Origin of the sequence: Brenneria corticis, from assembly GCF_003115855.1 — a bacterium.
GTDB lineage: Bacteria > Pseudomonadota > Gammaproteobacteria > Enterobacterales > Enterobacteriaceae > Brenneria > Brenneria corticis.
This window is the reverse complement of the sequence record NZ_KZ819089.1, coordinates 19,315-40,027: the sequence shown is the minus strand read 5'-3', so window position 1 is coordinate 40,027 and position 20,713 is coordinate 19,315. Positions and strand designations below refer to the sequence as shown.

20 protein-coding genes are annotated in these 20,713 nt (G+C 56.4%); 15 read left to right on the top strand and 5 right to left on the bottom strand.

Annotated elements, in window-relative coordinates; translation table 11 throughout:
• Positions 1-46: 46 nt before the first annotated feature.
• A complete protein-coding gene (gene fepG / locus DDT56_RS18510; protein WP_136167892.1) occupies positions 47-1,051 on the bottom strand; it encodes an iron-enterobactin ABC transporter permease in 1,005 nt (334 codons plus the stop codon).
• Positions 1,048-2,112: a Fe(3+)-siderophore ABC transporter permease gene (fepD, locus tag DDT56_RS18505; RefSeq protein WP_417903701.1), complete on the bottom strand. Its 1,065-nt coding sequence runs from the start codon at positions 2,110-2,112 to the stop codon at positions 1,048-1,050. Before fepD ends, fepG begins: the two co-directional genes overlap by 4 nt.
• A gap of 134 nt (positions 2,113-2,246) precedes the next feature.
• On the opposite strand from fepD, the gene entS reads away from it, so the two are divergent.
• Positions 2,247-3,503, top strand: coding sequence for an enterobactin transporter EntS (gene entS, locus DDT56_RS18500; RefSeq protein ID WP_136167891.1), 1,257 nt, complete (start codon positions 2,247-2,249; stop codon positions 3,501-3,503).
• On the opposite strand, the gene fepB is transcribed toward entS, so the two are convergent.
• The gene (fepB, locus tag DDT56_RS18495) at positions 3,500-4,516 is read right to left on the bottom strand and encodes a Fe2+-enterobactin ABC transporter substrate-binding protein (protein WP_136167890.1); all 1,017 of its coding nucleotides are present in this window, start codon (positions 4,514-4,516) and stop codon (positions 3,500-3,502) included. The two genes, entS and fepB, sit on opposite strands and share 4 nt — an antisense overlap.
• Before the next feature lie 166 nt (positions 4,517-4,682).
• On the opposite strand from fepB, the gene DDT56_RS18490 reads away from it, so the two are divergent.
• The 11 genes from DDT56_RS18490 to DDT56_RS18440 all read left to right on the top strand — a co-directional run bounded on the left by DDT56_RS18490 (position 4,683) and on the right by DDT56_RS18440 (position 16,270).
• The gene (locus DDT56_RS18490; RefSeq protein WP_246856820.1) at positions 4,683-5,873 is read left to right on the top strand and encodes an isochorismate synthase; all 1,191 of its coding nucleotides are present in this window, start codon (positions 4,683-4,685) and stop codon (positions 5,871-5,873) included.
• Positions 5,870-7,495: a (2,3-dihydroxybenzoyl)adenylate synthase gene (locus tag DDT56_RS18485; RefSeq protein WP_136167888.1), complete on the top strand. Its 1,626-nt coding sequence runs from the start codon at positions 5,870-5,872 to the stop codon at positions 7,493-7,495. Before DDT56_RS18490 ends, DDT56_RS18485 begins: the two co-directional genes overlap by 4 nt.
• Entirely contained in the window at positions 7,492-8,370 is an 879-nt protein-coding gene (locus DDT56_RS18480; protein ID WP_136167887.1) for an isochorismatase, read from the top strand. Before DDT56_RS18485 ends, DDT56_RS18480 begins: the two co-directional genes overlap by 4 nt.
• A complete protein-coding gene (dhbA, locus tag DDT56_RS18475) occupies positions 8,367-9,125 on the top strand; it encodes a 2,3-dihydro-2,3-dihydroxybenzoate dehydrogenase (protein WP_136167886.1) in 759 nt (252 codons plus the stop codon). Before DDT56_RS18480 ends, dhbA begins: the two co-directional genes overlap by 4 nt.
• 257 nt (positions 9,126-9,382) lie before the next feature.
• Complete coding sequence (gene prfC, locus DDT56_RS18470; RefSeq protein ID WP_136167885.1) at positions 9,383-10,972, top strand: peptide chain release factor 3; 1,590 nt, start codon at positions 9,383-9,385, stop codon at positions 10,970-10,972.
• Between the two features lie 691 nt (positions 10,973-11,663).
• Complete coding sequence (gene osmY, locus DDT56_RS18465; protein WP_136167884.1) at positions 11,664-12,278, top strand: molecular chaperone OsmY; 615 nt, start codon at positions 11,664-11,666, stop codon at positions 12,276-12,278.
• 141 nt (positions 12,279-12,419) lie between these two features.
• Complete coding sequence (locus DDT56_RS18460) at positions 12,420-12,581, top strand: DUF1328 domain-containing protein (protein ID WP_121574819.1); 162 nt, start codon at positions 12,420-12,422, stop codon at positions 12,579-12,581.
• A gap of 168 nt (positions 12,582-12,749) precedes the next feature.
• The gene (locus DDT56_RS18455; protein WP_009114572.1) at positions 12,750-12,938 is read left to right on the top strand and encodes a CsbD family protein; all 189 of its coding nucleotides are present in this window, start codon (positions 12,750-12,752) and stop codon (positions 12,936-12,938) included.
• 108 nt (positions 12,939-13,046) lie between these two features.
• Entirely contained in the window at positions 13,047-13,856 is an 810-nt protein-coding gene (locus tag DDT56_RS18450; RefSeq protein ID WP_136167883.1) for a TatD family hydrolase, read from the top strand.
• Between the two features lie 315 nt (positions 13,857-14,171).
• Positions 14,172-15,449: a NupC/NupG family nucleoside CNT transporter gene (locus DDT56_RS18445; protein WP_136167882.1), complete on the top strand. Its 1,278-nt coding sequence runs from the start codon at positions 14,172-14,174 to the stop codon at positions 15,447-15,449.
• A gap of 104 nt (positions 15,450-15,553) precedes the next feature.
• A complete protein-coding gene (locus DDT56_RS18440) occupies positions 15,554-16,270 on the top strand; it encodes a 4'-phosphopantetheinyl transferase family protein (RefSeq protein ID WP_136167881.1) in 717 nt (238 codons plus the stop codon).
• 153 nt (positions 16,271-16,423) lie between these two features.
• Here DDT56_RS18440 and chaB read toward each other — a convergent pair whose 3' ends face one another.
• A complete protein-coding gene (gene chaB / locus DDT56_RS18435) occupies positions 16,424-16,651 on the bottom strand; it encodes a putative cation transport regulator ChaB (protein ID WP_136167880.1) in 228 nt (75 codons plus the stop codon).
• Positions 16,652-16,809: 158 nt separating this feature from the next.
• Positions 16,810-17,508, bottom strand: coding sequence for a LexA family transcriptional regulator (locus DDT56_RS18430; protein ID WP_136167879.1), 699 nt, complete (start codon positions 17,506-17,508; stop codon positions 16,810-16,812).
• Between the two features lie 285 nt (positions 17,509-17,793).
• Between DDT56_RS18430 and DDT56_RS18425 the strand changes: the two genes are divergently transcribed.
• The 3 genes from DDT56_RS18425 (at position 17,794) to DDT56_RS18415 (ending at position 20,678) form a co-directional block, all read left to right on the top strand.
• The gene (locus DDT56_RS18425; protein WP_136167878.1) at positions 17,794-18,492 is read left to right on the top strand and encodes an antitermination protein Q; all 699 of its coding nucleotides are present in this window, start codon (positions 17,794-17,796) and stop codon (positions 18,490-18,492) included.
• Positions 18,493-18,746: 254 nt separating this feature from the next.
• Positions 18,747-19,085 carry a phage holin, lambda family gene (locus DDT56_RS18420; RefSeq protein WP_136167877.1) on the top strand — a complete coding sequence of 113 codons (339 nt, stop codon included), beginning with the start codon at positions 18,747-18,749 and terminating at the stop codon, positions 19,083-19,085.
• A gap of 282 nt (positions 19,086-19,367) precedes the next feature.
• Positions 19,368-20,678 (top strand): glycoside hydrolase family 68 protein, encoded by a 1,311-nt coding sequence (locus DDT56_RS18415; RefSeq protein ID WP_246856819.1) that lies wholly within the window; start codon positions 19,368-19,370, stop codon positions 20,676-20,678.
• Positions 20,679-20,713: the final 35 nt, after the last annotated feature.

The following is a 20,713-nucleotide window of genomic DNA, read 5'->3' as shown; positions in this document are numbered from 1 at the left end:
CCCGACGCAGGCGGTTTATCCGCCGGGACGAGCCCGCATGATGCTGTTAGCGGGATTCTCTCGTCAGCAGGACCAACAGATAGATGCCGCCAATACAAACGGTCACGACGCCGACCGGTAGCTGATTCGGCGCGAACAGGCGTTGCGCCAGAAAGTCGGCCGCCAGTAATAAAAAGGCGCCGGTCAATGCGGCCGCCGGCAAGGAGGGGATATCCGCTCCGCTTAAACGACGGGCGATCTGCGGAGCGCACAGGGATATAAAGGATATGGGACCGGCGGCGGCCGTTACCGCCGCCGTCAGCGCGACGCCGATGACCATCAGCAACAGCCGCGATATCTCCACCGGCACACCCAGCGCCCGGGCGGTATCATCTCCCATTTCCATCAGCGTCATACGCCGTGTCAGCAATAACGACAGGGTAAAGGCGGTGGCGATAAACAGCAGTGAGGGAAACCCTTTGCTCCAGGTAATGCCGTTAAGCGAGCCAGCGCCCCAAAGCGCGGCGGACATGGCCGACTCCAGAGACGCCGAGATAATAAGCCAGGTATTGACCGAGTAGAGCAACGCGCTGACGGCTATCCCGATGATAATAAGACGAAAGCCCTGAATACCCTGCCGCCAGGTCAACAGCCAGACCAGCGCCGAGGAGAGGATGCCTCCCGCCAGGGCGCCGACGGCGGTGCTGAACTCACCGCCGTTAAACAGGATAATCGACATCAACGCCCCGGTATACGCTCCGGTGTTGAAACCAATGATGTCCGGACTGCCGAGGGAGTTACGCAGTAAGGACTGAAAGATGGCGCCGCTGACGCCGAGCGATGCGCCGAGGATCAGCGCCATCACCACTCGCGGCAAACGCCACTGGACCACAATGGTGACAATCCCTGCGGGACCTTCCCCCCACAGCGCCCGCAGTACCTGCGCCACGCTGAGCTGCATGGTGCCTGAAACCAGCGCGAGTATCGCCAGCGTCAGGCACAGGATGACCATTACGCCGCAATACCCGCGTCGACGCAGGGCGCCTTGCGTCAATCCGAGCTGCATCATCATCCACTTTTCCCCCCGTGTCGGCGCACCAGGGCAATCAGTACCGGAGAGCCGATAAAGGCGGTAACAATGGATACGCGTAATTCGCCGGGCACGATAACGCGGCCCACCATATCGGAAATCAACAGCAGCCCCGGAGTCAGAATCATGACCCAGGGCAGTATCTGCCGCTGATCCGGGCCGACCAATCGACGGGCGATATGGGGCACCATCAGGCCGATAAACGCGATGGGCCCCACGGCGGCGGTGGCCGAACCGCATAATAGCGTGATGGCGATCAGGCCCAGCATCTGCACCACTTTCGTCCGCGTGCCTAACGCCTGCGCCATATCATCCCCCATGTCCAGGACATTAAGGGAGCGAGCCAGTAATAAAGCCAACGCCAATCCCGCCAACACCGGTATGGCGATCACTTTTATAACGTGCATGCTGCGGATATCCAGCGTGCCGGCTTCCCAGAAACGGGCCTGATCGTAAACCTGCGGATCCATTAGCGAGATACCGGAGGTCATGCCCGCCAGCACGGCGCCGAGCGCCACCCCGGCCAGCGTTAAACGGACGGGGCTGGATTTGCCCCGAGCCTGGAAAGCGATCAGCCATACTCCCAGGCTGGATAATAGCGCGCCGCCGAATGCGAACCACAGATACTGTTCGGGCAGCGTTGCGCCAAAAAAAGCGATACCGATCACCACCGCGAAACTGGCGCCGGCATTGATGCCTAAAATACCCGGATCGGCCAGCGGATTGCGGGTGAGCGCCTGGATAAGCGCCCCGGATACGCCGAGCGCGGCGCCGGCCAGTAATCCGGCCAGCATGCGCGGCAAGCGGGCTTCGAGGATAATGATGCTGTCGGGATGGGTATGATCGCCGCTGAATATGTTGATGACGTTGGTAAAGGGAATATGTTTGGCGCCGACGAATAAACTGAGCAGACTGCACAGCATCAATAGCAGACTGACGATCAGCAAACCGTACAGCGGATAGCCGGTTATTTTTCCCTTGAATGGCGCGCGCAGCAGGCTGGCGTCATTCATCGGCGTGAGATGGGTTTTGTCCGAATGCATATGAAAATGATTACAATTATCATTATAATTTAATGTTTATTATAATAACATGCCTTTATCGGGAACAAAACGCCGGCGTCGATGACGGCAATTTTATCGACTTAATCGGAAATTACCACTGCCAGGAAAATGCCATGGATAGACCCTCCATTTTACTCAATTTCAGTTTGCTAAGAGATAATCGTGATTTTCGAGCGCTGTTTTGCGCGCGTTTTATCTCTGTTCTGTCGTTGGGCATGCTGACCGTGGCGGTGCCGGTGCAGATCCAGCAGATGACCGGCTCGACTTTCCAGGTCGGCGTCGCGGTCATTCTGGCCAGCGGCGGTATGTTTATCGGCCTGTTGCTGGGGGGGGTAATGGCGGATCGCTACAACCGCCAGCGGTTGATTCTGTTTGCGCGCGCCACCTGCGGCGCCGGATTTGCCGGCTTGTACCTTAATACATTGGCCGCGGAACCTTCGTTGACCCTGCTGTGGCTGCTTGCAATATGGGACGGTTTTTTCGGCGCGGTGGGCATGACGGCATTGATGGCCGCGACCCCGGCGCTGGTCGGGCGGGAAAACCTCGGCGCGGCGGGGGCCATCAGCATGCTGACGGTACGCTTCGGCGCTGTGGTGTCTCCCGCCATCGGCGGTATTGTTATCGCCTGGGGCGACGTGGGCTGGAACTACGCCCTGGCCGCGCTCGGAACCTGGATAACGCTGATTCCGCTGATACGTTTGCCTTCAATGCCGCCGCCGTCGCAGCCAAGGGAGCATCCCGGCCGTGCGTTGCTGGCGGGGATGGTTTTTTTAAAACAAAATCGGGTTATCGGCGCAATCGTGCTGATGGGCACGCTGGTCAGCCTGACCAGCGCCGTCCGGGTGTTGTTTCCCGCTCTGGCGCTTGGTTGGCGGATTGACGCATGGCATCTGGGGCTGATGTATTCGGCGATACCGCTGGGTGCGGCGCTGGGCGCTTTTACCAGCGGGCGGGTGGCCCAAACCCCCCGTCCCGGTAGATTGATGATCTTTACGGCGGTGGCGGGATTTTTAGTTCTCAGTCTGTTCAGCCTGATGCCCTATTTTGTCTTGTCGCTGTGCTGCCTGGCGATTTATGGCTATCTCAGCGCCATCAATGCGTTGTTGCAGTTTACGCTGGTGCAGAGTCTGACGCCAAATGCCTTGTTGGGGCGCGTCAATGGCCTGTGGACGGCGCAGGCGGTAACGGGGGATGCTTTTGGCGCTCTGCTGTTGGGTACCATGGGAACACAACTGCTGCCGCAAACCTCCGGCCTGTTGTTCGGCCTCGCCGCCGCCCTGGCGTGCGTGGTGCTGGCCGCACTGTCGGCGCCGCTGCGCCGGCTTGAAAACCACCCCCCGGCGCAGCCGGTGTCATCGGCGGGAAATTAATGCCCGCCGAAGTCGTTTTCCAGCCGATCTAACATATTGCTGGCGCTATAGTAGTCCAGGCGAAAGGTATCGTTGCCCATGGCGTAAACCTGCCGGTCCCTGACCGCCGGCAAATGGGCAACAAAAGGATTGGCGAGCAGTTGCTCGACGCTCTCCCCATCAGTGGAAAATAGCAGATAGGTATTACCGTTCAGCCCGTCGGCCATCTTTTCGCCTGATAATTGCACCAGATCCTTACGCTTGCCCATGCTGTAATTACCTTTCACTGAATCCGGCACTATGGCGAGCTCGAAACCCAACTGTTTAAGCAACTGGCCCTGTGCGGAGTCGGTGGTCCATAAATTGGCGCCCTTGCCATCTTCCCGCCAGACAAAGGCGCTGACGGGCTGCGGAGGTAAACGCAAATGTTGCTTCACGGCGTTCAGCCGGCTGTTGAATTGCGCGATCACCTCCTGAGCCCGCTCCTCGCGTCCGGTAGCGTAGCCCAACTGAAGGGCCAGGTCCTGCCAGCTTTTATCATCGTAATTGATCACCAGAACCGGCGCGATATCGCTAAGCTGTTGACGCAGCGCCAGGGCGGAGTCGCCGCCCGTGGCGGCGACCACGATCAGGTCCGGCGCTTCGTTGGCGATAGCTTCGGCATTGGGCTTGGTTTCATAGATTTTTTTTACCTTGCGTTCAAGGGCGATATTACCCCATTGGCGCAGGAATCCCTGACTGTCAGAAATACGGGAGCCCGGGCTGGTGGCGGAACTGGCGATCACCGGCGCATCGATCGCCAACAGGGTTCCGGTAACGGTGACGCTGGTGGAGACGACGCGCTGCGGAGGGGCTTTGATAGTGAGGGTGCCGTCAAGGGTTTCAATCTGCCGCGGCCATCCGCTGACCGCCGCATTATCCGGCTCTGCCGCCTCGCTGGCCGTGGTTTTTTCGTCGCATGCGCTCAGTAGCGCTAACGCCAACAGCGGCAGCAACACACGGCGCCATCTCGAGAAGTAAAATTCCGCTCTCATTACCTAAACCTCTTGTCTCTTGGACGTCAATTGGGGGAGTGAAGCTTATTTTCCCATATTGACAATGCTTAAGCATCGCCTTAAGTTGTTACCCAAATCCATTAATGATAATAGTTATCATAATCGTTATCATTATGAATGATACAGGAGGTTGCGAGTGTACCGTTTGATTAGGGACAATATCACGCAGGAAGAGAAAAATGGTTGGAGGCCGGACTCAGGATTTTTTTTCAGTTCGCCCTTTCGTAGCCTGTATACACAGGGGCGTTTTATGTCGCTGGCAACGCCAGCCAGCGATGGTTTTGATGCCGAAGGCGAATTTCAGCGAACCCTGCAACAGGCGTTTGCGCACGCCAGGGAGGAGGGTATTGCCGAACCTGTGCTGGTCGGCGCGATCCCTTTTGACGCCACCCGTCCGTCGTCGCTGTTTATTCCCCGGCAAAGCCACTGGTTCCATCGATCCGATTTAACCATGCCCTTACTCAACGATTGTCCTTCATTACCGGATATCGTCACCGCCGCGCCTCGACCAAACCGGGAGGTTTTTGTCGATTTGGTGAGTCAGGCCGTGAATGCGACGCGGGAGGGGAACATCGCCAAGGTCGTGCTCTCGCGGCTGCTGGATATTGAACTCAGCGCGCCGGTCGACCATCGGGCGCTGGTGGCGCGTATGCTGGCCAGAGAACCCGATGCCTACCATTTTTATGTCCCTCTTGACGATGGCGCGTTGCTGGGCGCCAGCCCTGAATTATTGTTGCGTAAGTCGGGGCGTCATCTACACTCTACGCCGCTGGCGGGATCGGCCGCGCGGGCCGCTGACCCGCAGGCGGATCGGAACGCGGGGCAACGATTGCTGGATTCGGTGAAGGATGGTTATGAGCATCAGGTGGTGATTAACGAGATGCGCCGAGTGTTGACCTCACGCTGTCGCCAACTGCATATACCCGATACGCCGCAACTGCTCTCCACCGCCACGCTGTGGCATTTGGCGACCGCCATCAGCGGCGAAACGGCTAATGAAACCGACAACGCTTTGTCACTGGCCAGTTTGCTCCATCCCACGCCGGCTCTGTGCGGTTATCCGACCGACGCGGCGCGTTCCCTAATCGCCGCCCTGGAACCCTTCGACCGCGGGCTGTTCGGCGGCATCGTCGGCTGGTGCGATGCGCAGGGCAACGGCGAATGGGTGGTTACCATCCGCTGCGGCGAAGTGCGTGACAACCGGGTGACGCTGTTTGCCGGCGCCGGCATCGTGCCGGATTCGCAGCCGGTTTCCGAATGGAACGAAACCGGCGTGAAGCTGAGCACCATGCTCAACGCCTTTGGGATAACCAACGATCGGGAGTGCGTCGCATGATCATTGAATTCAACCGCTGGCCCGCTGAACTGGAACGGCGCTATCGTGAGCGCGGCTATTGGACCGACCGGCCGCTGGGCGACATTCTCAGCCGCCATAAAGACAACGATGCGCTGGCGCTGATCGACGGCGATCGCCGTTTCAGCTATCGCCAGCTAAACCACAGCGTCAACCGGCTGGCGGGCGCGCTGATGCGGCGCGGGGTACGGCGCGGGCAAACGGCGCTGGTGCAGTTGGGGAATATCGCCGAATTTTACCAGACCTATTTCGCCTTGCTGCGTATTGGCGTGGTGCTGGTGAACGCGCTGTTCAACCATCAGCGCAGTGAATTGAGCGCCTATGCGCAGCAGATCGCGCCGGCGCTGCTGATCGCCGATCGCGGCCATGAGCTGTTCCACGACGATAGGTTTATTGAGACGCTACAGCAGAACCACCCCTCTTTACAACAGGTTATACTGCGCGGCGACGGCGATCCTGAGCGCGATTTGCTCCATCTGCTGCAGGAAACCGGGGATGATAATCTTTCCTCGCCGACGCCGCCGGACGAGGTGGCGTTTTTCCAACTATCCGGCGGCAGTACCGGCACGCCGAAACTGATCCCCCGCACCCACAACGATTACTATTACAGTATCCGCGCCAGCGTGGATATTTGCCGTTTCAATGCCCAAACCCGCTACCTGTGCGCCTTGCCGGCCGCCCATAACTATCCGCTTAGCTCGCCGGGCGCCCTGGGCGTGTTCTATGCCGGGGGAACGGTGGTGATGGCGAGCGACCCCAGCGCGACCCACTGTTTCCCGCTGATTGAACGGCATCGGATTAACGTTACGGCGCTGGTGCCGCCGGCGGTAAGCCTATGGTTGGAGGCGGTCGCGCTGGCCGGGCAGCGCACGGCGCTGCAAAGCCTGGAATTATTACAGGTCGGCGGCGCGCGGCTGAGCGAGGCGCTGGCACGGCGCATTCCCGCCGAGCTGGGATGTCGGCTCCAGCAGGTGTTCGGCATGGCGGAAGGGCTGGTGAACTACACCCGCCTGGACGACGACGATGAGCGTATTTTCACCACCCAGGGGCGTCCCATCAGCACGGATGACGAAGTCTGGGTGGCCGATGCCGCAGGCAACCCCCAGCCGCGCGGACAGGCCGGGCGCCTGATGACCCGCGGCCCCTACACCTTTCGGGGCTATTACCGCAGTCCGCAGCATAACCGGCAGGTATTTGATGAACAGGGCTTCTACTGCTCCGGCGATGTGGTGATCCAGCGCGAGGACGGCTACCTGCAGGTGGTGGGGCGGGAGAAAGATCAGATTAACCGCGGCGGCGAAAAGATTGCCGCCGAGGAGATTGAAAACCTGCTTTTACGCCACCCTCAGGTGATTAACGCCGCGCTGGTGGCGATTCCCGACCCGCTGATGGGGGAAAAGAGCTGCGCTTTCGTCGTTTGCCGGGAAGCGATCAAATCCGTGGCGCTGCGCCGTCATCTGCGCGAGCAGGGCATCGCCGATTACAAATTGCCGGATCGTTTTGCAAGCCTGCCTGCGTTGCCGGAAACGCCGGTGGGTAAAGTTGATAAACAGCGTTTGCGCGAGATGGCGCAGCAGCTTATCCCGCAGGAGAGTCATCCATGAGTATTCCCAAACTGAATAGCTACCCTCTGCCGTCGGCGGAGGCGCTGCCCGACAACAAAGTGAGCTGGCCGCTGGAAACGGCGCGGGCGGCGTTGCTGATCCATGATATGCAGCGCTATTTTCTCAATTTCTGGGGCGAGAACAGCCCGCTCACCGCCCGGATTATCGACAATATTGCGCGCCTGAAAAACTTTTGCCGTCAGCGCGGCATTCCGGTGTTCTACACCGCCCAGCCGAATAATCAGAGCGCCGCCGACCGGGCGTTGTTGAACGATATGTGGGGGCCGGGGCTGAATAACTATCCCGAACAGCAGGAAATCACCGACGCTCTGACGCCGGAGGACGCGGACACCGTGCTGGTGAAATGGCGCTATAGCGCCTTTGTGCGCACCGACCTGGAACAACGGCTGCGCGACGCCGGTCGCGATCAGCTGATTATATGCGGCGTTTATGCCCATATCGGCTGCCTTACCACGGCGAACGACGCTTTTATGCGCGATATCAAGCCCTTTATGGTGGCGGACGCGCTGGCCGATTTCTCCCTGGAAGAGCATATGATGGCCCTGCGCTATAGCGCAGGACGCTGCGCGCGGGTGGTCACCACCGACCAACTGGTAGCGGATAAGTCCGCGACACAAGGGTACGGTAAATCCCGTCTGCGGGCGGAGCTGTTGCCGCTTCTGGATGATGACTGCGGCGAGGTGGACGATGACGAAAACCTGCTGGATTACGGGCTGGACTCCGTGCGCATTATGTCGCTGGCGGCGCGCTGGCGTCAGCAGGGCCACGATGTGGATTTCGTGGCCCTGGTAAAAAGTCCGACCATCAACCACTGGCTGACATTGCTGGCGCAGCCGCAGCGGGAGGAAGCATGAGCGCCCGCTTTGATTTCAGCGGTAAACAGGTATGGGTAACCGGCGCCGGTCGCGGCATCGGCTATGAAACGGCGTGCCGCTTCGTAGAGGCGGGCGCCGAGGTGGTGGGGTTTGATCTGGCGTTCCCGGATACGGCATTGCCTTTCACTCCCTGCCTGCTGGATATCCGCGATGCCGCCGCCGTGGCCGACCGTTGCGGCGCGCTGCTGTCGCAAACCCTGCGGCTGGATGTGCTGGTCAACGGCGCCGGTATTCTGCGTATGGGGGCGACGGAAAAGCTCAGTCAGCAGGACTGGCAGGATTGCCTGGCGGTTAACGCGAGCGGCGTCTTCAATCTGTTGCAGGCGGCGATCCCGCAGTTTCAGCGCCAGCGCGGCGGGGCCATTGTGACGGTGGCGTCCAATGCCGCGCACGTTCCCCGCGTGGGCATGGCCGCCTACTGCGCGTCCAAGGCGGCGGTGCGCAGCCTGTGTCTGACCGCGGGGCTTGAGTTGGCGCCGTATGGCGTGCGCTGTAATCTGATCTCGCCGGGCTCGACGGACACCCCCATGCTGCGCGGCATGTGGGCGTCGACGGCGGGGGAGCAATCCACCATCGACGGTTTTCCCGACCAGTTCAAATTGGGCATTCCGCTGGGGAAAATCGCTCGTCCGCAGGATATCGCCGACGCCATTTTGTTTATGGCGTCCGATCTTGCCGGCCATATCACGCTGCAGGATATCGTTATTGACGGCGGCGCCACGCTGGGCGCCTGAACCGACGCCGCCGCGCACGTCATCAGTCCGGCGCATATGCCGTCAACCCCGTCACCGTTGCGGCGGCGTGAAGCCGCGCCGCGCGTTGTCCGCGCAGGGCGCGATTTCCGCCGCTTGCAGTCACTGATTGTGTATCACCGTTAAATCAGGGAAAATACCCGGCTTACGATTTTATTCCCGCTTCGCCTGACGCTGACATCGGTATGATTTTGACTTGATGCCGACGCCGGGTGGCTAACAGAAGAAACCTGAAAATCATGTCTCCAAGTGAATACGCCCGCGAAGTCGCGAAACGACGCACCTTCGCCATCATTTCCCACCCCGACGCCGGTAAAACCACCATTACGGAAAAGGTGTTGCTGTTCGGGCAGGCGATCCAGACCGCCGGTACGGTAAAAGGGCGTGGTTCGAGCCAGCATGCGAAGTCCGACTGGATGGAGATGGAAAAACAGCGCGGAATCTCCATTACCACCTCGGTGATGCAGTTTCCCTATCATGACTGTCTGGTCAATCTGCTGGATACCCCGGGGCACGAAGACTTCTCCGAGGATACCTACCGTACGCTGACGGCGGTGGACTGCTGTCTGATGGTGATTGATGCGGCGAAAGGGGTGGAAGATCGTACCCGTAAGCTGATGGAGGTAACGCGCCTGCGCGATACGCCGATCCTGACGTTTATGAACAAGCTGGACCGCGATATCCGCGACCCGATGGAAGTGCTGGATGAGGTGGAACGCGAGCTGAAAATCGCCTGCGCCCCCATCACCTGGCCGATTGGCTGCGGCAAGTTATTCAAAGGGGTTTATCACCTCTATAAAGACGAGACCTATCTTTACCAGAGCGGTAAAGGCCATACGATTCAGGAAGTGCGCATCGTAAAAGGGCTGGATAACCCGGATCTGGACGCGGCGGTGGGCGAAGATCTGGCGCTGCAGCTGCGTGAAGAGCTGGAGCTGGTGCAAGGGGCATCCCATGAGTTTGAGCTGGATGCTTTCCTGTCCGGCGATCTGACGCCGGTGTTTTTCGGCACCGCGCTGGGCAACTTCGGCGTCGACCATATGCTGGACGGGCTGGTCGCCTGGGCGCCGGCGCCGATGCCGCGTAAAACCGATACGCGCCAAGTGGTGGCCGCCGAGGAAAAATTCACCGGTTTCGTGTTTAAAATTCAGGCCAATATGGACCCGAAACACCGCGACCGGGTGGCGTTTATGCGCGTGGTGTCCGGCAGATATGAAAAAGGGATGAAGCTGCGTCAGGTGCGTACCGGCAAAGACGTGGTGATTTCCGATGCGCTGACCTTTATGGCGGGCGACCGTTCTCACGTTGAAGAGGCCTATCCCGGCGATATCATCGGCCTGCATAACCACGGCACCATCCAGATTGGGGATACCTTTACCCAGGGCGAAGAGATGAAATTCACCGGGATCCCGAACTTTGCGCCTGAGCTGTTCCGCCGCATCCGCCTGCGCGATCCGTTGAAACAGAAGCAGTTGCTGAAAGGCCTGGTGCAGCTGTCCGAAGAGGGGGCGGTGCAGGTATTCCGTCCGCTGACCAATAACGATCTTATCGTCGGCGCGGTAGGGGTATTGCAGTTTGACGTAGTGGTCGCCCGCCTGAAGAGCGAATACAACGTGGAAGCGCTTTATGAATCCGTCAACGTCTCCACCGCGCGCTGGGTCGAGTGCGCCGATGTGAAAAAGTTTGAGGAGTTCAAGCGCAAGAACGAACAGCATCTGGCGTTGGACGGCGGCGACAATCTGGCTTATATCGCGCCGACGCTGGTCAACCTTAACCTGACGCGGGAACGTTATCCCGAAGTCGAGTTCCATAAAACGCGCGAACATTAATTCGCTCTGTGCTGTATATACTNCAGCCAACGGCTGGCCTCCGGTGAGAGACAGGAAGTCTCTCATTTAATCCCGATGAGCTTACACAGGTAAGTGATTCGGGTGACTGACAAATCTGCCTGGAGCAGATTTGAACGCTGCTTGCAGCGGCCCCAACGGGGCGAGGCCCATGGATGGGCCGAGTAATGCAGCCAACGCACCTGCAGCTTGAAGTATGACGAGTATAAATATCCACCATTTGGTGTAGATATAAACACCCGTCCGGGTCATGGAATAATCATGGCCGGCGCGGGTGTTTTTTTTAAATGATAATTATTTATCAGTAAGTTACCTCTATCTTCAGCGCATGTTATGCCTGTAAAGCATGCCACAGACAAATCTGAATTCCCCCTGGTTGCGCCTCTTTTATCGATATTACCCTGTGATTTTGAGCATAGTGGTCTATAGTTAACAACGTGTTAAGTATTTTAGTTTGTTTAACTGTTAACGAGATTGAAGGTGGTTCATTGTTTTATTTTTATATGTATTAACAATGTATTGCTCTGTTTTTTATCATTTAAATGACATAAATGATGGAGCATCAAGTTAACAAACATAACGGCAATATTCTGAATAGCATTCGTAATCACCGCGTTAACGTGGGCCGCGCCGCCATGCGCCGGACACATAAAAACATAAAGGGAAAAAATCGATGAATAAGACCAAACTTACACAGTCACTGCTGGTGGTCGTATTGGGCTCTATTCTGGCCGGCGGTAGTGCGCTGGCGGAAGATACTGTGGGACAAAAAGTACAGCGTATAGCAAGTACTACTGGTGAAAAAATCGATAGTTCCACAGATAAAGCGTCTGGCTACGTAAGCGACAGCGCCACCACGGCCAAGGTAAAAAGCGCCCTGCTGGAAGATAAGGCCATCAAAAGCGGCGACATCTCCGTGGCCACCACTAACGGGGTGGTCACCCTGAGCGGCTTCGTCAGCAGCCAGGAAGTATCGGCTCACGCGGTGCAAATCGCCGGCAACGTGGAAGGGGTGAAGTCTGTCAGCGACAAGCTGCAGGTTAAAGACAATGCATCGCAGTCAGTCGGCGCCTATGCCGATGATGCGGTGATCACCAGTTCGATTAAAGCGAAGCTGCTGGCGGACGACATCGTCCCTTCACGTAAAGTGAAGGTAGAAACACAGGAAGGTGTCGTGCTGCTTAGCGGTACCGTCGACAATCAGGCGCAGTCGGAACGCGCTGAAAGTATCTCCAAAGCGGTCGACGGCGTTAAAAGTGTCAAAAATGATTTGACGATCAAGTCATAACGTCAGGCGAGGGTCAGGGTCGTCCGCTCAGGCGGATAACCCGCCATAACCTGTAAAACAGTACCAACCACCATGTGGGTACGCAATCCGGATGTTTTTCGATTGCCGCCACGATTTTCAGTTTTCTGGTAAGGAGAGCGTATGTTTCGTTGGGGTATTATCTTTTTAGTGATTGCGTTGATTGCCGCGGCACTGGGGTTTGGTGGCCTGGCAGGGACGGCAGCTGGCGCTGCTAAAATCGTCTTTGTTGTCGGGATTATTCTGTTCCTGGTGAGCTTGTTCCTCGGCCGAAAACGACCGTAGCCAAGCTCCTGATAACCACAGGCGCTTCCCGATAATCCTGGATATGTCGTAAGATAAATAGTACCAAAGGCTAAAAAATAGGACGGTCACGCCATGTGGCTGTCATATTTATCCGGCACACTGTTGGTGGTATTTGCTTAACTTCGAACGTTTATCAGGAGGAGTATGATGAATAGCGACATCGCCGTTGGCAAATGGAAACAGTGGAAAGGAAATTTCTGGTCGCTGTGGGCCGAATGGTTTGACAGTGACTGCGCCTGGCTGGAAGGAAACCACGGTTATTTATCCGGCGTACTGCAAGAAGGTTACGGAAAAGAGCACGAAAAGGTATCCTCGGAGAAGACGGTTTTACACTGAGGGTAAATAGCTTGGAAACGCGTATTTTTGTTGCCGGTTTGCCGGCGGCAGCGATGGATGTGCTGCGGCAGATCGATTATCCCGATCAAGTTTATGGCGCTTGAGCCTATGCTTATCGCCCCCCCCGCCATACCTCATCATTTTATTGATACCCACTGTCATTTCGATTTTCCGCCGTTTAGCGAGCATGAGCTGACAAGCCTGCGTCTGGCTGCAGAGGCGGGTGTCGAACGCATTATTATTCCTGCCGTTGCGTCGCGCTATTTTGAACGCGTGCTGGTATTGGCCGCTAACCATCCGTCCCTCTATGCCGCCCTTGGATTGCATCCGCTGTATATTGCCCGTCACCGCGACGCAGACCTGGAGCTGCTGGAAGACCGCCTGCGGCAAAATCCGGCCAGGCTGACGGCCGTGGGAGAGATTGGGCTGGATCTGTATATGCCGGAGCCGCAGTTTGAGCGACAGTGCGCGCTGCTTGGCGCTCAGCTTAAGCTGGCGAAGCGCTACGATCTTCCGGTTATTCTGCACTCGCGGCGCAGCCACGATCGGCTGGCGCAATTATTGCGCCGTAGCAAGGTGCCGCGCGCCGGCGTGATCCACGGTTTTTCCGGCAGCCTGGAACAGGCGCAGGCTTTTATCCGCCTCGGCTACTATATCGGCGTCGGCGGCACCATTACCTATCCGCGGGCCAACAAGACGCGTCAGGCGATCGCCCGTTTGCCCCTCGCCAGTTTGTTGCTGGAAACCGATGCGCCGGATATGCCGGTTTGCGGCTACCAGGGAGAACCAAATCGACCGGAGCGGATAAACCAGGTTTTTCAGTCGCTGTGCCGGTTAAGGCCCGAACCCGCCGTTGATATCGCGCGCGCGATATATCACAACTCCTGCCGACTGTTCGGGTTGCCGCCGCACAGGTAGCGCAGTTGGCCTGATATCTATTCCTCAAGACGCTTTCCGTCGCCTTACCTTGCGAAATAGCCAGCGTTTTTTCTTATAGTAGTGATAAAAGTGTGATGAAGATCACTATTGTATGTTTTCGGCTGTTCGCTGTTGTATGAATTTGTGACATAAATTGGCCTCTGTTGAGATCCTGCCTTTATAATCGGCCCCACCGATAGCGGCCGTCTCCGGCCTTGTCGGACTATCGGTTGCTCGTTTATATGACGATTGATGGTAATCACCGTTTTTTGTTGGCAAAAAATTATTGTTATCTCGCGCTAAAGGGAACTTCACATGCAACTCTTTATGAGTCTCATCGGCATGGCGGCACTGGTATTATTTGCGGTCCTGCTTTCCAGCAATCGGAAAGCCATCAGGCTGCGCACGGTACTGGGCGCTTTCCTTCTTCAGATCGGTATTGGCGCATTGGTGTTATATGTCCCGTTAGGACGCCGGGTGCTGGGCGGCATGACGGAAGGGGTGGCGAACGTCATTTCCTATGGCAATCAGGGTGTATCTTTTATGTTCGGCGGCCTGGCCTCTGACAAAATGTTCGAAGTATTTGGCGGCGGCGGGTTTGTTTTTGCGCTTCGCGTACTGCCGATTATCGTTTTCTTCTCATCGCTTATCGCCGTGCTCTATTACATGGGCGTGATGCAATGGGTGATTCGGCTGCTCGGCGGCGGGCTGCAGAAACTGCTGGGCACGTCGCGCACCGAATCGCTTTCCGCCACGGCGAATATTTTCGTCGGTCAGACGGAGGCGCCCTTGGTGGTCCGCCCGTATATCGCCAATATGACCCAGTCGGAATTATTCGCCGTGATGTGCGGCGGGCTGGCTTCCATCGCCGGGGCGGTGATGGCGGGCTACGCGCAGATGGGGGTGCCGCTGGAATACCTGATCGCGGCTTCCTTTATGGCGGCTCCCGGCGGTCTGTTGTTTGCGAAACTGATGGTGCCGGAAACCGAGAATACCCATGACCGCGATGAAATCAGCGGCTTTGTCGATGCAGAAGACAAACCGGCCAACGTTATCGACGCCGCGGCCAGCGGGGCGGCTTCCGGTATGCAGCTGGCGCTGAACGTGGGCGCCATGCTGCTGGCGTTTATCGCTTTGATCGCCTTGCTCAACGGTATTCTCGGCGGCGTCGGCGGTTGGTTTAACTATCCGCTACTGTCGCTGGAGCTGATTTTAGGCTGGCTGTTTGCGCCCGTGGCGTTTTTGATCGGCGTGCCCTGGGATGAAGCGGCGCAGGCCGGCTCATTTATCGGCCAGAAGCTGATCGTCAACGAGTTCGTTGCCTACATGAACTTCAGCGAATATCTGAAAGCGGACGACGTGGTCGCCGCCGCCGGCTTGCAGGTATTGTCCGATCATACCAAGGCGATTATTTCATTCGCACTTTGTGGGTTTGCTAACCTGTCATCGATAGCTATCCTTATTGGAGGATTGGGCAGTATGGCGCCGAACCGGCGTCAGGATATTGCCAGGCTGGGTTTGAAAGCGGTAACCGCGGGTACGCTTTCCAACCTGATGAGTGCCAGCATCGCAGGGTTCTTTTTAGCATTGTAACGGTGCTTGGTTGAGTGATGATGGGCGGGAGTCGCCCATCATTCATGGATGGTTAAGGTGCTGGATCGCCCGAGGAGTAAATTCTCCTTCAAGAGTAAAGTGACATGCTTTCTGTTTTTATTGATGATGTTGAATGGATAACGTTCCCGCAGGCAAAGGATGGCGCTATTTATCCTGGTTTTTGCGCCCGCAGTCATTTCCGGTTATCTGCTTATACCGACGAGCTGTTTACCGCGGCTGATATTCCATTTTCTGACGCGCTGGCGCGTTCCGTACCGAAACGGCGCGCCGAGTTTCTGGCCGGCCGCTGTTTGGCTAAACAGGTGCTGGGTAAGCTGGGGCACCCGGATTTTGTTCTGTCCAGCGGTAAGGATCGGTCGCCGCAATGGCCGGAAAATATCGCCGGCTCCTTAAGTCATAATACGGACAGCGTATTGTGCGCCGCGCATATCCGCAGCCCCGAGCTTTCCGGCGTCGGGGTGGATATCGAGACGTTTATGTCGGCGAAACGCGCCGAGTCGCTGTGGCCGGGCATTGTGGGCGAAGATGAGTATCACTGGCTACACGCACAGGATGATGAGTTTCGCTGTTTGTTGACGCTAAGTTTTTCCGCCAAAGAGAGTTTGTTTAAGGCGCTGTATCCTCAGGTTAAGCACTATTTCGATTTTGTGGATGCAAGAATGGTCGCGCTGGATAGCGCCAGCCAGACCTTTGAGCTGGAGCTACTGACCGATTTAACGCCGCAGTGCTATGCGGGGCGCGGTTTCCGCGGGACCTACCAGAAAAGAGAGCACGATGTGACGACCTTTCTGTGCTGTTAAAAGGGGGGAACGGCCGTTAAATACCCCTTTATCAGGTATGTTGACCGCGTTTTATCCGATGCACGCTTTTAGCTGCGTTTACACGCTTTAGCCCGCCTGAGCGGCTTCCAGCCTCATTGGTCTCTCGGTCGGGTTGAATAAGGGGATTACAATTTATTTTTTATGCCAGCGGCCGTCATCGCCTTTTGCATAAGTCTGTTTAACCGCGCTCCAGGCGACCTTGTGCGCGGTTTCCTCCCGGCTATCATCTCCCCGTCGATCGTCCGCGTCTTTATACTGCTCCCAGGCGCTGTTGAAGGCCTCTTTATAAATTTCCTGCGCGTGCGTCGGCAGAACGTTTTTTACGCTATCGGGCAGCGAACTCGTGGCTGAATAAGGCATGTCGCCTCCTTATTTAAACATCACTGGGCTGTGCATGATTATTAAGTATATCCGTCATCCTGCATGTTGCATGCGCGTTGGCCGCACCCGGTGCGCTAAAACGACCTGCGGCAGGCGGTACGGCATGTTCCGGCACCGCCGTTTCTCTTGAGGGCGGCTTACACCAGCGCGGATACCCACCACACGCGGCCAATAACGGCCAGTTCACCGTTGATGATCTGTTCCTTGGTCACCACCTCGTCCTCATAGAGCGGGTTGTAAGAACGCACGATGATACTGCCGTCCGGCCGCTTGATCAGCGCCTTGACGCGTTGCAGCTCCCCCATGCGGATGGCGTACATTTTGCCATCGCGGATTTGCCTGTCCGACAGGTTGACGGCGACTTTATCGCCGTCCGACAGCTTGGGCTCCATACTGTCGCCCATCACGGTAACCACGCGGGTATCTTCCACTTGAATACCAAGCCGTCTTAACGTATGGGCACGAAAGGGAAGAGCATACACTTCGTCTTCGTCAATATCATATGCGCCCCCTCCGGCCGATAGCCTGACACCTAACAATGGAACCTCCACAAATTCGTCATCATCATTATCAATGCTCTCCCACTCGGTAACATGCAGGCGGGAGGCCTTGAAATTACTGCTTTCCGGTTTCGGCTGGCCAATGCCGTTGAGCAACCAGTCCAGCGAATAACCCGTTTTTTCATTGATGGCCTGAGCGGATTCACGGCTCAGCGTTCCACGTTTCAACCAGTTGTTCACGGTCTGGGGTGACGTACCCACAATTTCGGCCAAATCCTTTTGCTTCATTCCCTCTTCGCGCATCAGATAGCGCAGGCGTTCGGTTAGCTCTGTCATTTTCACCAACTTAAAAAATAAACACTGTGTGGATTTATTCGTTGTATTGTTGATTTCAGTTGACTATAGTCTACTTTGTAACTAATAAAATCAACAAAAAAATGACTAAATTTTGACTACCCATACGGCATTGGCACAGTGACAGGATGGCCGCGCGCCGCGGCCGTGCAACATAATTTAACGTTAAGATCGAAAGGAAAGAGCCTATGGAACGTAAATCGACACTACGTCCGTTGCGAGAACGGCCAGGCTGTCTGCGCCGGCCTGCTATACGGAGATATCGCGATGAAGATTGAATATGCGCTGAGCCTGTGCGGCCCGAAGTCAGCCTCATCAATATTTAGCTGTCGGGAAGCGGCGCCGCCGTCCGTTTACCGGGCGCAAGACGGCGGCGGGCCCGTCTGCCGGGCCAGGAGCGGCGGCACCGCTCCACGGGGCGCGCGGAATGGCTACAGCGAGATTTTGCTGGCGCTGGGAGTGGTTCAATCGCATGAAGCATTGGGGCTTAGCCTTATTTTCGCCAAGTACAACAAAGATGCCGCAGAAAAGCGCAAGGCGATAGAAGGGATTGCCCGTATCGGCATGAAACGGGCGCCAAAGCTGGTGGGAAAAGCCGCCGGCCGCCAGATGGCGAACTGTATGCTGCTGCTGGCGAAAATGGCGGTGGAGGAGTACGGCAGGACCGCGGACGATCCGCAAGCCCGCTGCCGTTGCCGGGGGCGGGGAAAAGTGACCGACCAGGCCGCCTCGCGCGCGGCGGGAACGACGATAGAGAAGGTCTGCCCGCGCTGCGGCGGCAGCGGTATGAAACCGGTAAAATCCGCGACGGCATATAAAGTGATTAAAGCGCTGGTGCCTGAGTTAACGCAGCGCACATGGTCACGAAATTGGAAGGCATTTTATGATTCTCTTATTACCCAGTGTTATCAGGAATCTACGGCGGCCGAAAAATTATTTTCCCTGATTACCTCACCGCAACAATAAAGCGCGAAAGATAAAATTGAAATTTTTTTAAATTAAGGCTTGCACTCTTGTCCAAAACTGGTTAGATTTATTTCCATGATGGCGATGTAGTGATTAGCACATCGAAAAACAAACATATTATCAAGCCTGCTGCGAGCAGGCTTTTTTTATTTTAGCCCCGGATAACCCCGGGGCTTTTTTTATGGTTTTTTTATTAGTGGAGGTTTTATGAGAAATTTCCTATTGGCTTAATCCATTCTGGGGGACGGATAAATATGCAAAGTAATATCTTCAGCTGGGCGGGAATTTATGAATTAATACACGCCTGGTGGCGCGGAGATGTTCCTACCGGCGGCGTGCTGCTGTCTATTTTTATCGCCATATTACGCGTGGCGTACGTCGGCGGCAGTTGTCAGCGCATGCTGCTGGAAGGCGCGCTGTGCGGGGCGTTGACCCTAACGGCGGTGGCGTCGCTGGAATATTATTCGCTGCCCAAAACGCTGACGCCGGCGTTGGGGGGCATGATCGGGTTTATCGGCGTCGAACAGCTTCGTCGCGGAATATTGCGGTTTTTCAATGACCGCATCGGGAATGATAAAAAAACCAGGAAATAAACTCATCAGGTAAATCGGGTTACTTTATGAGTTATTTTCTTATGGCTCTGTTTTTTAACTTGTTATAAAGGAGGTGTGGACGGTAGATTATTTTATAAACGTTATATAAAGTGATTTTTATGTTGTTGAATCCTCATGATGAATATATCCCGTTATATTGGCGGGAGGGCCATTGCGTGCCTGTTATCATGTGAAAATTAGCCAATCAAAAGAAAGCGGTAGCCGGAAAATCAAATCTATTGATCCGGACCGCTTTTATTTTTTTATAAAGAGAGAAATATTATGAGTGAACTATATCAAGCTAAAGGTAAAACCAGCACCCTTACCGGCTCCTTTAAAAGCATTCAGCCGCACAAGCCGACAAAGGCGACAATCTGGTCGCGGGCCGATGCGCTGAAGGTCAATGAATACGACCCGACCACCACCCAACCGCTGGTCAGCGCGGATTTCCCGGTGATGAGCGATGAAGTGTTTATCTGGGACACCATGCCGCTGCGCGACATCGATGGCAATATCGCCTCGGTTAACGGCTGGTCGGTGATTTTCACCCTGACCGCCGATCGTAACCCGACCGCGCCGGAGTATCAGGACGACCAGGGCAATTACGATATCACCCTCGACTGGAACGATCGCCACGGTCGGGCAAAAATGTACTTCTGGTATTCACGCACCGGTAAGGACTGGATCATAGGCGGTCGCGTGATGGCCGAAGGAGTATCGCCGACCACGCGCGAATGGGCCGGCACGCCGGTTCTGTTGAACGAACGCGGTGAAATTGACCTGTACTACACCGCCGTAACCCCGGGCGCGACCGTCGTCAAAGTGCGCGGTCGCGTGGTGACCACGGAAAACGGCGTGGAAATGGTAGGCTTCAAAAAGGTGAAAAGTCTGTTTGAGGCGGATGGCAAAATGTACCAGACCGAAAGCCAAAACCCGTACTGGGCCTTCCGCGATCCCTGCCCGTTCCGCGATCCGAAAAGCGGCAAGCTGTATATGCTGTTTGAAGGCAACGTTGCCGGGGAGCGCGGCTCGCACGTGGTCGGTCCCGACGAACTGGGCGATGTGCCGCCGGGCTACGAGGATGCCGGTAATTCCCACTTCCAGACGGGCTGCATCGGTATTGCGGTGTGCCGCGACGAGGATGGGGATGACTGGGAACTGCTGCCGCCGTTGGTTACCGCCGTCGGCGTTAACGACCAGACCGAACGGCCGCACTTTGTTTTCCAGGACGGGAAATATTATCTGTTCACCATCAGCCATAAGTTTACCTATGGCGATGGCCTCACCGGGCCCGACGGCGTGTACGGGTTCGTCAGTGAAAACCTGTTCGGGCCTTACGTGCCGCTGAATGGTTCTGGTCTGGTGCTGGGGAATCCCCCTTCACAGCCTTACCAGACCTACTCGCACTACGTTATGCCCAACGGTCTGGTGACGTCCTTCATTGATTCGGTGCCGACGGGTGAAGACAGCTATCGTATCGGAGGAACCGAAGCTCCCACGGTATTGATCAAACTGAAAGGCGCGCAGACCTTCGTGCTGGAAGAGTTCGATTACGGTTATATCCCCCCAATGATTGACGTTGAGGTGGAATAATCATCACCAGGGGCGGCCGGCGCCGCCCCTGTCCG